A 13,580-nucleotide genomic window follows, 5' to 3' on the forward strand; every position below is an offset into this window, starting at 1 on the left:
TATGGAGGGTTATCGTGGCACGAGATATAGGAATTGATTTAGGAACAGCTAATGTACTAATCAATGTCTCTGGAAAAGGGATAGTTTTAAATGAACCATCTGTAGTGGCTGTTAATACTGATACTAATAAAGTAGTAGCAGTTGGCTCAGAGGCATATGAAATGGTGGGAAGAACACCAGGTAATATTCGCGTAATTCGTCCATTGAAGAATGGCGTAATTGCGAACTTCGATATTACAGAAGAAATGCTGTCATACTTTATTGAAAAGTTAAATGTAAAAGGCTTTATGTCTAAGCCTAATATTTTGATCTGTGCTCCTACAGGAGTTACTTCGATTGAACAGAAGGCAATTATTCAAGCTGCCGAAAAATCAGGCGGTGGCAAAGTTTACCTTGACTTTGAACCTAAGGTAGCTGCAGTAGGTGCAGGACTTGATATTTTTAAACCACAAGGTAATATGGTTATTGATATCGGTGGTGGTACTACTGATATTGCCGTTTTATCAATGGGTGAGATCGTTACTTCACGGTCACTTAGTTATGCTGGTGATCGAATGAATCAAGCGGTTATTAGCTACATTAAAAATAAGCATAATTTATTGATCGGTTCAAGAACTGCCGAACAAATTAAGATTGAAATCGGTAGTGCATTTGAACCAGATGAAGATCAACAAATTAAGGTTCGTGGTCGTGACGTAGTTGATGGATTACCTAAGCAAACTACAGTTACTGCCCCTGAGATTCAACATGCTTTGCAAGATGGTTTGATGTCAATCATTGCAGTGGCTAAAGAAGTATTAGAAACTACGCCACCTGAGCTTTCAGCTGATATCATTGATCGTGGTATCATGCTTACCGGTGGTGGAGCACTATTGAAGAATATTGATAAGTTGATATCATATTACTTGCAAGTTCCAGTTTTAACAGCTGATCACCCATTGGAAGCTGTTGCTTTGGGAACTGGTACTTTGCTTAAGAATATTGAAAAACATCAACGACACTAAGTGAGGAGATTACTTGCGGAAGATTTTGATTTTTATCGTACGCATTTATCAGACTTTGATTTCACCATTATTTCCGCCGAGTTGTAGGTATTATCCCACATGTTCTAATTACATGATCGATGCTTTGAAAAAACATGGACCAATTTTAGGACTAATTATGGGAATTAGTCGTACACTAAGATGTAACCCATTTGTACGCGGTGGGGTGGACCCAGTTCCTGATAATTTTACTGTTTTTCGAAATCCACATCCTGAGAGATACGAAGATGAAATTATTGCATCTAAGTTTCACTCGGATAGCAAGTAGGAGGATTTATGTCTAAAAAGTTAGAAAATATTGATATTGAAGTTAATGAACTTAAGGGTAAGAATTTACCAACTTGGGAAGTTATCATTCCTAACAAAAAGTCCATTGGTTTAATCGAAAAGGTTGAAGGTCGTTATCGTGCTACTACGACTAAGACTAGCAATGTATTATTTGCTAATAGTCTAGAAAGCAGTATCAATGACTTACTTTCATACTTTACATTGCATGAAAAATAAAATATAAGTAGTGATTATTTAATGGCAAAAGTTGAAAACAAAACAAGTCTAATTGACCGATTAGCATGGAATATTATCATTCCCGTAGCGCTATTGGCCTTGATCAGTTTGTATTGTATTTACATAGCTGCACTAGGGGATCCAAGTCATATTGGTTCGCCTGTTAAAGCTGTGGTTATGCAGGCATTATGGTATCTGATTTCTATTGTAATTGTCGTAATTGTAATGCAGTTTGATGCTGATCAATTATTTAAGGTGGCGCCGATATTCTTTGGGATAGGAATATTCTTGTTAATAGCGGTTTTGTTCTTCTATAATCGTAGCGTTGCAGCAGATACTGGGGCAAAAAGTTGGTTCAAGTTAGGGCCGGTTACATTTCAGCCTTCTGAAATAATGAAGCCAGCGTTTATTTTGATGTTGGCACGCGTAGTTAAAGATCATAATGATAAATATGGTCATACAATTAAATCAGATTGGTTGTTGCTAGGTAAAATAGTTGCTTGGCTTGCACCTGTAGCAATTCTGTTAAAATTGCAGAATGACTTTGGTACTATGCTGGTATTTATCGCGATTGTTGGTGGTGTAGTATTAGTTTCCGGTATATCGTGGAAGATTATAATTCCTCTATATGGAATAGTCATCGTTGGTGCGATTGCAGTTATTCTAATGGTGGTAACGCCAGGAGGACAAGCATTTTTAAGCCATTTCTTCCAGGCATATCAGTTTGAAAGAATTAAGTCTTGGCTTAATCCATCAGGGGATACATCATCAGGTGCTTACCAGTTATGGCAGAGTATGAAGGCGATTGGATCAGGTCAACTTTTTGGTAATGGCTTTGGTAAAGCCAGCGTATATGTGCCAGTTCGTGGTTCTGACATGGTGTTCTCTGTAATTGGAGAAAACTTCGGTTTCGTAGGCTGTGTAGCATTGATTTTGATTTATTTATACCTGATTATTCAAATGGTAAAAATTTCATTTAATACTAGAAATGCATTTTATTCATACATTTCTACGGGTGTTATTATGATGAGTTTATTCCACGTATTTGAAAATATTGGTATGAATATTGATTTGTTACCATTGACTGGTATTCCATTGCCATTTGTTTCTCAAGGTGGTTCAGCCTTGGTAGGAAACATGATTGGTATTGGTTTGATTTTATCAATGAAATTCCACAATCGTGATTACATGTTTAGTACTGCTGGTGATTTCTAGAATATAAATAAAAAAAGGTATTTAAGCTTAGAACTTAAATACCTTTTTTGATTAATAATATAGAAATTAGCCTTCTAATGCGTTAGCAATTTCTTTGGCGCGACATACTAAAACATCACATTTAGCAGTTCTAGTTACGTATTCTGTAACACTACCAATTAATAAACGTTCTACTGCGTTTAAACCAGTTGCACCAACAACGATTAAGTCAATGTTGTGCTTCTTAGGAAAATCATGACCGATAATTGCCTTAGGTGAACCAAATTCAATTGAATAATGAGAATCTGTTACGCCAGCCTTGTTAGCACGAGCTTGGTAATCCTTCATTCTCTTTTCGGCATCTTTAGAAACTTGTTCTACCATTGCTGAATCAAAGCTTGAAACATTTTGGAAGGAACGAGTATCAATAACGTGTAAGATTTCCAATGTAGCGTGGTTACGTTTTGCAATAGCAACGGCCTTGCTGAAAGCTAAATCGGCTTCTTTAGAACCATCGACGGAAACTTGAATATTCTTATATTGTGAAAGCATTTTCTAAACACCTCTTCCTGATATCTATTTTACCAAAATTTCATCTATTATTAGAAGGTTTATATTTTTATTTTTTGGAATCTGTAATTAAAAGACTGAAAGCAAGAATTGTGAGGGAGGCAAGAAATAGTGTGATCAAGTTAAGATATTTGTTGCCCATAAATAAGATGACAATTCCAATTGCACTTTCAGCTACTAAGGCAATTGAAGTCCATTTTAAGACGTTGGTTAAGCGAGGATTGCCGCCTACGTCATAGATTAAAAAATGTCCATTTCGTCTATGCCACATATACCATGCGGTCAAAAGCAAAAGTAGAATAAAAACAATCATTACAATTTTTATTATCATTTATTTTAACTCCAATAATAAAAAGACGGCCTTTTAAGACCGCCTTCCTGATATTCAAGAGAAATCCGAGTTGACTAAACAAAGCATAATGACGCTTGTTGAACCCGCAGTGTTCAAAATTTGAGCTAACATCGCAGCGAATATGGATCCTGTGACGAGACAGTATTCCGATTCGGTAGTTATTTGCTAACTCCCACGTCTTCTAGTTTGATCGGTCAACTTTATACATTTAAGCTTGTCGATCAACTCAGATCACTTATTATAATACGCAATCAGATTAGCCTTGTCAACAGGATGCGCTAACTATTAGAGTGCTTATTTAAATTTTCATGCTGCATTTTCTTTAATTTTTGATAAATCAGCTTATATCTTTCTTCGACTTTAGAATTTCCTTTAGGAGTGAAGTAACTTGCATTTAACAGATTATCTGGCAAGTATTGTTGAGCAACCCAATCATTTTCGAAATCATGAGGGTGGATATAATTAACCCCATGTCCCAATTTTTTAGCACCGGAATAATGGGCATCTTTTAAATTAACTGGAATAGAGCCAATGTTTTTATTTTTAACGTCATAAATTGCGCGGTCGATGGCAGTAATAGCGCTGTTGCTTTTAGGTGAAAGAGCCAGCTCAATTACTGCATTGGCAAGTGGAATGCGGGCTTCTGGAAATCCTAGGGTCTGTGCAGCCTGAATGGCCAATATGGCGTGTTCTGCGGCACTTGGATTGGCTAGCCCTATATCTTCATAGGCAATGACGGAAAGACGTCGACAAATTGAAATCAGGTCACCTGATTCGATTAATTTTGCTAAATAGTGCAAAGCTGCATCTGTATCAGAGCCTCGAATCGATTTCTGAAAAGCTGATACCAAATCATAGTGTCCGTCTCCAGAAGAATCAAAGTTTTGGACCTTCATTTGGATGGAATCAGCCATTTCTTGCTGAGTAATTACAATAGAGTTTGTATCTTGATGATTGTCTTTTAATTCTTGCTTGGTGGATAATACTGCAAGCTCTAATGAGTTTAAAGTAGAGCGGAGATCACCATTGCCTTTTTCGATTAAAAGAGAACGTGCGTCGTCAGTTAATTCGACAGGGTAATTGCCTAAGCCGTTTTCTTTGTCTGTTAAGGCACGGTCAATTGCGCTTGAAGCATCTTGAGCGGATAAAGGCTTTAATTCAAAAATTTGGCAACGTGAACGAATAGCGGGGGAGATAGAGATATATGGATTCTCTGTCGTGGCACCGATTAAAATGATTTGTCCTGATTCAAGCAAGGGTAGAAGAAAGTCTTGTTTAGTTTTATCTAAACGATGAATTTCGTCTAATAATAAAATCACGGTACCGCTCATTTTCCCTTCTGCGGCAACTTGCTGTAATTGTTTCTTTCCGTCAGTAGCTGCGTTTAATTTTCGAAAAGCATATTTAGTGGAACCGGCAATTGCACTTGCAATACTGGTTTTACCAATACCAGGAGGGCCATAGAGGATCATCGATGATAAAAGACGGGCTTCAACCATTCGACGAATAATTTTACCAGGACCAATTAAATGCTGCTGTCCGACGACCTGATCAAGATTTTGCGGACGCATTCGATAAGCTAATGGTTTCATTATTTTTCACCATGTAAAAGTTTATGCCAAAAGCTTTCTTTTTTTTCGGGTGCTTTTAATTCAGTTTTTGGCATTTCAGGAGCGTATACTTGGGTAATTTCAATTCTTTGACGATTAATTGCATTCTTAGAAACTACTAAAACAGCAGAATCTTCAGGACCAGTTTTAGCAGTTTCATTGTTAACTAAGGTAAAAGGAATATTTTTCTTGCTGCAAGCTGCTTCAACTTCACCTAAGAATCCATCGTCAGTAATGTTGCCATTAATCAGAATAGTGTAGCCTTTGAAATCGTCAATGTGTTTTAAGAAAAGACTAGTGAGTTCTGGGTCCTTTACTTCAGTATTGTTCATGCGGACATAAACACGTTCACGCAATGAACCTAAATATCGACGTCGCTCATCAGGCTTAGTCTGTGGGGTTATTCCTTGCGCAGCTTGTTCTACGCGTTTACTTAAATCATCACTCATAAAATCATCCTTTCTTTATTACTATTAATTGTAACAAAAAAACCTTCCCCAATACTGGGAAAGGTTTTTGACAAAATAAAATGTAAAAATTAAAGTAACTTGTTGTACCATTCAACAACGAGTGATTCATCAATTTCTGGTTCCATTTCGTCACGTTCTGGCAAACGTACAAGAGTACCTTCCATCTTGTTGTCATCAAATGAAACAAATGATGGACGAGCAGTAACTGCATCTAAGGCATCCTTAACTTGTTGCAAGTTCTTTGACTTTTCCTTCAAGCCAATGGTTTGACCAACACTGACTTCGTATGAAGGAATGTCAACACGCTTGCCGTCAACAGTGATGTGACCGTGGTTAACTAATTGTCTAGCTTGTTCTCTAGTAGTAGCTAAGCCGAGACGGTAAACAATACTGTCCAAACGACGTTCAAGCAAAATCATGAAGTTGGTACCGTGTTCACCTTCACGGATCTTACCAGCACGAATGAACAAAGTTCTAAATTGACGTTCGTTCAAACCGTACATCCAACGTAACTTTTGCTTTTCGTGTAATTGTTGGCCATATTCTGACAAACGACCACGGCTGTTAGGACCGTGTTGACCTGGAGCGTAGTTACGACGTGCGATTTCCTTACCAGTACCTGAAAGTGAGATACCTAATCTTCTTGAACGTTTCCAACTTGGACCTGTATATCTTGACATAAAAATCCTCCATAAAATTTAAAATAATAATTTCTGGAGTAAAATATTACAAATAAGTTCAACATTCGTGCATCTTGAATTTACATTTTCGCCCAATGCAGCGCGGGCTACTCATTCACTTAAGCGTTTCAAGATGTTGACGTTCTTGTCACTTATTGCTGCAAATATTTTACACGAATAGTATTATATAGAGTTCAGAATAATAAATCAAGAAATACAACAGCTTTTGCACATCTTTAGGCCATGTTTTGTTATAATTATTGTAGTTTTGGAGGATAAACAATGTCATCAATTCAAACTATTATTATTGTCGCCGTTGTCATCCTTATTATTGTAGTCGTTGCTTCGATGTTGCTCATTAATCGTAAGCAGCTGCGGGAAGTCGAGGTAATCGATGCAGCTCTTAATGAAATTGAAGAGATGCACCTTGAAGAAGATATCAAACGACTGAATAAAATGGATTTGGCGGGCGAAAGTCTAACCACATTAAATACTTGGCGCAAAAGTTATAAAGAGGCTTCAACTAAGAAATTGCCTCGTGTACAAAAATTAGTTGAAGAAGCGGCAAATGAAAATGCAACGTACAAACTTTTTAAAGCCAGAAAGAAAATAAAAGAAGCACAGCAAATAATTAAACCGGCTTTAGAAGATGCACGTAACACTAAGGCAGTATTTACTGAATTGCTTGAATCAAATAAAGAAAATCAAATTCAGTATGATGCTTTAATTAAAGTCTATCGTGAATTGAGAAAAGACGTTTTAGCTAATTCATTTGAATACGGTGCAGCAATTGACCAAATTGAAGATCAATTGGCTTCAATGGAGAGCGATTTTGAAGAGGCTAAGAATCTTTCATCTCAGGGGGATCACGTAGAAGCTAAGCGTGTTTTATCTAAGATCCGCATGTCTTTAGCGGCTTTGCAAAAACAATTGCCTAAAATTAAAGAAGGCTACCATCAATTAGAGGTTGTTTTCCAAGATCAACTTAAAGAATTATCTAATGTTTATAAAAAGATGATTTCAGAAAAGTACTACATTACTAAAGTTGATGTTTTAAGCAGAATTAAAGACATTCATGATCAGATTGATAGTACACGCAAATTATTGTCAGAATTAAAAGTCGATGAATTAGCTAACGAAAATAAAAAGATTTCTAGTGAAATTGATGGACTTTACGATGTTTTGGCAAAAGAATATAAGGCTCGCCCCTTCGTTGAAAAGAATCAAAGCAAGATGTTGGCATTGATTTCTCACCAACAAACGGCATCTAAAAAGCTAGTTGAAAAGTTGCAGCATATTGATGAAAGCTATGAATTGACTCACGGCGAACTTGAAAAAAGCAAAGAACTTGAAAAAGAAGTCAATAACATGAATCGTCAATATACAGTTGATACGCAAAATATTGCTGATGGCAAAGGCGTATATTCTGCAATTCAAGATTCATGGCTAGAAATGCTTGATCGCTTGCGTGAGATCGATGCTGAGCAAGTAAAAATGTCTACGGATGTTGATGGCTTATATGACTCTGAAAATGTGGCTAATGATTCAATTAAACATTTTAGGCAAGAAGTATCATTAGTTTATCGCCGACTTGAAAGACGTAGTTTGCCAGGCAATCCAGATAGTTTTATTCAAATGTATACCTTGGTCGTTAATGAAATTGGGCATGTTAGTGATGAATTAAGTCAAGTTAGAATTAATATGGAAAAGATTTCTAACGAATTGATTCAAATATCTGATGATGTTGAACGACTTAAGCGTGAGGCTAACGATATTATCAATTCTGCCAACTTGGTTGAATTGACTATGCAGTACTCAAATAAATATGCTGATAAAGATTCAATTAAGCAAGCACAAAAGAAGGCAATGCAGCTTTACGATGAATATAATTATAAAGAAGCATTAGACACTATCGCTACGGCAATTGAAAAGGCAGAGCCAGGTAGTTATCAACGTCTTGAAAATACATATTATTCTGAACAAAAAGAATAAATAATTGAAGCTTTTCATTATTTAAGCTAAAATCTAATAGTCACTAAACGGTCAAGTAGTTGACCGTTTTTTATTAGGGGGAGTTTTAAACGTGATTTATTTTGATAATAGTGCAACAACAAAAATAGATACTCAAGTTTTAGATACCTACAATAAGGTAGCAACTAATATTTGGGGAAATCCTTCAAGTTTGCATAAGATGGGTGATCGTGCTCATCAAATGCTTGAAGCTTCACGCAAACAAATTGCAGACTTGCTTGGAACCAAGCAGAATGAAATTTTTTTTACCTCAGGTGGTACGGAATCAAATAATGCCGCAATTAAAGGAACTGCAATTCAAAAACGCGAATTTGGTAAGCATATTATTACATCAAGCGTAGAACATGCTTCTGTAGCTAATAGTTTTAATACCTTGGAAAACTTGGGCTGGCGCGTTACTCGTTTGCCAGTTGATAAGGAAGGCAGAGTCAACGTCAATGATTTAAGAAATGCCATTGATTCGGATACTACCTTGGTTTCAATCATGGGTGTTAATAATGAAATCGGTACAATTCAGCCAATTGATGAAATTAGTGATTTGCTTGATAACTATCCTACTATTCAATTCCACGTTGATAATGTTCAAGCATTAGGTAAGAACATTTGGGATAAGGTATTTACGCCACGAGTTGATTTATCAAGCTTATCAGCACATAAATTCCATGCACCACGTGGTATTGGTATTCTTTATAAAAAGGAAGGCAAGATGCTTACTCCACTTCATGATGGGGGTGGTCAAGAAAAAGGTCTTCGTTCAGGTACTGAAAACTTGCCAGCTATTGCAGGTATGGCTAAGGCTATCCGCCTTTTGTTAGAAAATGAACCTGAAAAAGCAAACCACGAAGCAGCAATTAAGGCAAAAATCGTTGAATATTTGAAAGATAAGCCAGGAATTGATATCTTTTCACCAGTAAGTGACGGTTTTGCACCACATATTCTTTGCTTTGCATTAGAAGGAATTCGTGGTGAAACCTTAGTCCATACTTTGGAAGATCAAGATATTTATACTTCAACTACTTCTGCTTGTGCATCAAAGACTGCAGATGAAGCCAGCACCTTGGTTTCTATGCGAATTGATGATAAGATTGCTACTAGCGCAATTCGTTTAAGTTTTGACGAAACAAATACGCTTGAAGAAGCAGATGAATTTATCAAGGTCTTTGATAAGATTTATAATCATTTTGCTAAAATTAATCACTTGGGAGATAATTAATGGAATATACAGAAGTTATGGTCCGTTACGGGGAACTCTCAACTAAGGGAAAGAATAGAAAGGACTTTATCAATCGCTTAGCTAGCAACGTTGAAAAGGTCTTAAAAGATTTACCTCAAATTGACTTTCACCCTCGTCACGACCGGATGCATATTGTTTTAAATGGCGCACCTTTTGCGGAAGTAGATAAGCGCCTTAAGAAAGTATTTGGTATTCAAACCTACTCACCAGCTATCAAAATTCCTAAGACTTTGGAAGATATTGAAAAGACTTCTTTAGAATTAATGCAGGAAACTTTTAAGCCTGGCATGACTTTTAAGGTTAATACTAAGCGTAGTGATCACAAGTTTGAATATGATACTAACCAACTTAACAATTTGGTTGGTGATTATTTATTCGATCATATCGACCACTTGAAGGCTGAAATGAAGCACCCTGATTTAGTACTTAGAATCGAAGTGCGTCAAGATGCTGTTTATATTTCTAACCAATTGCTTCATGGTATTGGCGGGATGCCCGTTGGTACTGCTGGCAAGGCTGTGATGATGCTTAGTGGTGGTATTGATTCACCAGTTGCTTCATATCTTGCAATGAAGCGTGGGGTTGATATTGAAATGGTGCACTTCTTTAGTCCACCTTACACTACTGAAAAAGCTTTAGCTAAGGCTAAGGAATTAACTGGTATTTTGGCAAACTATGCAGGTAAGATTAACTTTATCGCTGTTCCATTTGCTGAAATTCAGGAAACTATCAAGGAAAAATTGCCAGAAGGTTACTTGATGACTGTACAACGTCGCTTCATGTTGCAACTTGCAGACCGTATTCGTGCTAAGCGCGGTGGTCTTGCAATCTTTAACGGTGAATCTGTTGGTCAAGTTGCTTCACAGACTTTGCAATCAATGGTTGCTATTAATGATGTGACAACTACACCAGTTATTCGTCCAGTTGCTACAATGGATAAGACTGAAATTATTAAATTGGCAGAAGATATTGGTACTTTTGATCTTTCAATTCAACCATTTGAAGATTGTTGTACTATCTTTGCTCCACCACGTCCTAAGACTAAGCCAAAGCTTGATAAGGCCCGTGAATACGAAGCTCGTCTTGATGTTGAAGGCTTGATTCAAAGAGCGATGGATGGAATTGAAGTAATGCCAATTTATCCAAATGAAAAATTTATCAACGATAAGATCGAAGAAGATCAAGATTTGTTGTAAAAAGTTATGCCGACAGAATGATCTGTTGGCATTTTTTGTAGAAAAAGGTAAAAAACAGTGAAGATCGGAAAATTACTAAGAGAAACTAGATTGGTAGCTGGACTTACTCAAACTGAAATGGCGGCAGTAGCTATTTCAGAATCGTTTTATTCCAAAGTTGAACGAGGTGTCCATAATATTGATGCCGATACCTTGGTTGAGGTTTTGAAAGCAAATCATATTAATCCAGTTCAATTCTTCTCCAGAACGCTGGATGGTCCAATGCAGGAATCACCGCATAAAAAGAGTATATTGGATGCTGGCTTTATGGTGAAAAAAATAGTACGTAGTGCTAATAAAAGAGATCTAGAGAAATTAGGTCAACTAAAAAAAGAAATTGATCAAGCTGAAGAACAAGGTAAACCGTATTATATTTGGATCTCTTATGTATTGGAGTTAATGACTACGTGGATAACTCATTCAACCGATGATATATCAGAACCGGTTAAAAAGAAGATTAAGCATTTATATAAAGGAGATAATTGGGGATTTATTAACTATGAATATTTAGGGATGGCTTTTATTGCCTTAACTCCAGAACAAGTACTCAATTTTTCTCATACTACTTATCAAAGCTATGAAAAAAACTCAGAAAATACCTTAAGTTATACAAATATAGTTGGCATTGCTGATTTAACAATCGATTTCTTAATGTATGCGTATATACACAACTTTAATAAGGAATTATGCGCAGAAACATTTGCTTTTTTTGATAAAAATATTTCATATGAAGCAAGCTTTTATCAACGTAGAGTAATAATCAGACTTTATAAGGCTTTATTTGACAATGATACTGAGAAAGTAGATTTCTATACCCGCTTATTGGAGGAAGATAATTTTACTTTTTGTTTGCAAAATGTACCGATTACTAAAAAGGATAGTTCTCATGCGCATTGATAAATATTTAGCTAATATGAATGTCGGCTCCAGAAAAGAAGTGCACGTTTTAATTAAAAAAGGCATTGTCACTGTAAATGGTGATGTGGTAAAAACACCAAAACAGCAGGTTAAGGAATCCGATGAAGTATTGGTAGATGGCCAAGAGGTCAATTATCAAAAATATCATTACTTCTTGATGAACAAGCCCAAGGGCGTACTTTCAGCGACTGAAGACCGTAGTCAAAGAACGGTAATCTCATTGCTCAAGCCGCAGGATCAATATCAAGGAATTACGCCGGTAGGACGATTGGATAAAGATACAACCGGCTTGCTGTTACTTACTAATGATGGTCAACTAAATCATGAATTGCTTGCACCTAATAAGCACGTTGATAAAATTTATCGTGCCAAAATTGCGGGTGTGGCTGATGACGAAACGGTGAAGACCTTTGCTAGTGGCATGACTTTAGGTGATGGAACTAAACTTAAGCCAGCAGAGTTGAAGATTCTTGCCCAAGATGAAGAGCATGATAGCTCTGAAATTGAGATTAAAATTCGTGAAGGAAAATATCATCAAATTAAGCGCATGTTTGGTGCGGTAGGGATGAAAGTAGTTGAACTTGAACGAATTTCAATGGGTAAATTGAAGTTGCCGAAAGATTTAAAGCGCGGTAATTATATTGAATTGAGTTTAGATGATGTAAGCAAGATTAAATAGGACGGAATAAAGAGATGACAATCGGTGAAGCACTAAAAAGTGTGCGTTTGCATGCAGGAATAAGTCAGACAGAAATGGCAGCGGGAATTGTAAGTGAATCTTTTTATTCTAAAGTTGAACGCGGTGTCCATGCGATTGATGCTGAAACTTTAATTGAATTTTGTCGGTTCATCATTTTGATGTTACTGGCTTTTTTGCACAAATTAATAATCAGTCATCTACTGGACCATTTTTTGAGTTAACTAGTGAGATTACTTTTGCTCAAAATAGAAGAGATATAAAGGCGTTAGATAAAATCAAACAGAAAATTGAAGATGGTGGGGTGCAAGTTCCGCAATGGCTCAAATTCAAACTTGAGTTAGCTTATGCTTGGGCCTTACGTTCAAATGATAAAATTTCTCCTGAAATGAAGAAAAAATAAAGAAGTTGTTTTTGAATGAAAGTTGGGATCGGACATCTTATCATTTTTTGAGTCAGGTAGTAATTTTCTTGGATGTTAATGATTCAAAGCAGTTCGTAGAGGTTGCTTATGCTGCATATCGCAAACATCCCGCTACCGATACCTTTACTTTGCAGTTTATGGCTTTTATTACGATAAATTATTTGAATTGTTGCTATCATCAACATGCTGATAAAAGTTATGTGGAAAGTACATTTAAGTTTTTGCAAGAATTGCCGGTAGATCCTGCAATTGGCTTAGAAAAGTTGATAGGTAAGTTCTATCAAGCTGTTTTTAGTGGTGATGAACAGAAAGCCAGATCTTTAAAATCAATTATTCAAGACTGTGGTTATGCGTCAATAATTGATGATATCAAAATTGATTAATAAATAAATCGCATCTTTTGAGCTATTTTTTAGCTTGAGGGATGCGATTTTTTTGCTTTTTTTAATAAAAATAGTCGTTTTGGAAGATTTTGAGACTTTTATCTCAATTGTTTATATATTAAAAATATGAAACAAATAAGGTAAAAAGTTTGACTATTGGAAAACAACTAAGAGAAATACGAGATTCTTTGAACTTAACGCAGAAAGAGATGTGTGCTGGAGTAGTAACGGAATC

At 36.2% G+C, this 13,580-nt stretch carries 16 protein-coding genes; 11 read left to right on the forward strand and 5 right to left on the reverse strand.

Annotation, left to right across the window (positions count from 1 at the left end; translation table 11 throughout):
* The first annotated feature begins 14 nt into the window (after positions 1–14).
* From mreB to HMPREF0518_RS03590, 4 genes are read left to right on the forward strand one after another with little or no spacing between them, the layout of a single operon-like run.
* On the forward strand, positions 15–1,004 hold the full coding sequence (gene mreB, locus HMPREF0518_RS03580; RefSeq protein WP_003626168.1) for a rod shape-determining protein: 990 nt from the start codon (positions 15–17) through the stop codon (positions 1,002–1,004).
* A 13-nt stretch (positions 1,005–1,017) separates the two neighbouring features.
* Entirely contained in the window at positions 1,018–1,311 is a 294-nt protein-coding gene (yidD, locus tag HMPREF0518_RS09660) for a membrane protein insertion efficiency factor YidD (protein ID WP_003628023.1), read from the forward strand.
* Between the two features lie 8 nt (positions 1,312–1,319).
* Positions 1,320–1,547, forward strand: a complete 228-nt coding sequence (locus HMPREF0518_RS03585; RefSeq protein WP_003626171.1) for a DUF2969 domain-containing protein — start codon at positions 1,320–1,322, stop codon at positions 1,545–1,547.
* A 21-nt stretch (positions 1,548–1,568) separates the two neighbouring features.
* Complete coding sequence (locus HMPREF0518_RS03590) at positions 1,569–2,762, forward strand: FtsW/RodA/SpoVE family cell cycle protein (protein ID WP_003626172.1); 1,194 nt, start codon at positions 1,569–1,571, stop codon at positions 2,760–2,762.
* A gap of 66 nt (positions 2,763–2,828) precedes the next feature.
* Here the strand turns inward: HMPREF0518_RS03590 and HMPREF0518_RS03595 are convergent, their stop codons facing one another.
* From HMPREF0518_RS03595 to rpsD, 5 genes are all read right to left on the reverse strand, one after another.
* A complete protein-coding gene (locus tag HMPREF0518_RS03595) occupies positions 2,829–3,293 on the reverse strand; it encodes a universal stress protein (RefSeq protein ID WP_003626174.1) in 465 nt (154 codons plus the stop codon).
* A gap of 67 nt (positions 3,294–3,360) precedes the next feature.
* Complete coding sequence (locus tag HMPREF0518_RS10590) at positions 3,361–3,642, reverse strand: hypothetical protein (RefSeq protein ID WP_003626176.1); 282 nt, start codon at positions 3,640–3,642, stop codon at positions 3,361–3,363.
* Positions 3,643–3,941: 299 nt separating this feature from the next.
* Positions 3,942–5,255, reverse strand: coding sequence for a replication-associated recombination protein A (locus HMPREF0518_RS03605; protein ID WP_003626178.1), 1,314 nt, complete (start codon positions 5,253–5,255; stop codon positions 3,942–3,944).
* Complete coding sequence (locus HMPREF0518_RS03610; RefSeq protein ID WP_003626181.1) at positions 5,255–5,722, reverse strand: YueI family protein; 468 nt, start codon at positions 5,720–5,722, stop codon at positions 5,255–5,257. Before HMPREF0518_RS03610 ends, HMPREF0518_RS03605 begins: the two co-directional genes overlap by 1 nt.
* 89 nt (positions 5,723–5,811) lie before the next feature.
* Positions 5,812–6,423 carry a 30S ribosomal protein S4 gene (gene rpsD, locus HMPREF0518_RS03615; protein WP_003626182.1) on the reverse strand — a complete coding sequence of 204 codons (612 nt, stop codon included), beginning with the start codon at positions 6,421–6,423 and terminating at the stop codon, positions 5,812–5,814.
* 282 nt (positions 6,424–6,705) lie between these two features.
* Here rpsD and ezrA point away from each other — a divergent pair, with 282 nt between their 5' ends.
* The 7 genes from ezrA to HMPREF0518_RS10600 all read left to right on the forward strand — a co-directional run bounded on the left by ezrA (position 6,706) and on the right by HMPREF0518_RS10600 (position 13,345).
* Positions 6,706–8,415, forward strand: a complete 1,710-nt coding sequence (gene ezrA / locus HMPREF0518_RS03620) for a septation ring formation regulator EzrA (RefSeq protein ID WP_003626184.1) — start codon at positions 6,706–6,708, stop codon at positions 8,413–8,415.
* A 91-nt stretch (positions 8,416–8,506) separates the two neighbouring features.
* Positions 8,507–9,667, forward strand: a complete 1,161-nt coding sequence (locus HMPREF0518_RS03625) for a cysteine desulfurase family protein (protein WP_003626187.1) — start codon at positions 8,507–8,509, stop codon at positions 9,665–9,667.
* Positions 9,667–10,884 (forward strand): tRNA uracil 4-sulfurtransferase ThiI, encoded by a 1,218-nt coding sequence (thiI, locus tag HMPREF0518_RS03630; protein WP_003626189.1) that lies wholly within the window; start codon positions 9,667–9,669, stop codon positions 10,882–10,884. Before HMPREF0518_RS03625 ends, thiI begins: the two co-directional genes overlap by 1 nt.
* Before the next feature lie 57 nt (positions 10,885–10,941).
* Complete coding sequence (locus tag HMPREF0518_RS03635; RefSeq protein ID WP_003626190.1) at positions 10,942–11,820, forward strand: helix-turn-helix domain-containing protein; 879 nt, start codon at positions 10,942–10,944, stop codon at positions 11,818–11,820.
* Positions 11,810–12,520 (forward strand): pseudouridine synthase, encoded by a 711-nt coding sequence (locus tag HMPREF0518_RS03640; RefSeq protein WP_003626193.1) that lies wholly within the window; start codon positions 11,810–11,812, stop codon positions 12,518–12,520. Before HMPREF0518_RS03635 ends, HMPREF0518_RS03640 begins: the two co-directional genes overlap by 11 nt.
* A 14-nt stretch (positions 12,521–12,534) precedes the next feature.
* On the forward strand, positions 12,535–12,762 hold the full coding sequence (locus HMPREF0518_RS10595) for a helix-turn-helix domain-containing protein (protein WP_023191668.1): 228 nt from the start codon (positions 12,535–12,537) through the stop codon (positions 12,760–12,762).
* A 190-nt stretch (positions 12,763–12,952) separates the two neighbouring features.
* Positions 12,953–13,345, forward strand: coding sequence for a hypothetical protein (locus HMPREF0518_RS10600; protein WP_003626197.1), 393 nt, complete (start codon positions 12,953–12,955; stop codon positions 13,343–13,345).
* Positions 13,346–13,580: the final 235 nt, after the last annotated feature.

It is taken from the genome of Lactobacillus helveticus DSM 20075 = CGMCC 1.1877 (genome assembly GCF_000160855.1).
Classification (GTDB): domain Bacteria; phylum Bacillota; class Bacilli; order Lactobacillales; family Lactobacillaceae; genus Lactobacillus; species Lactobacillus helveticus.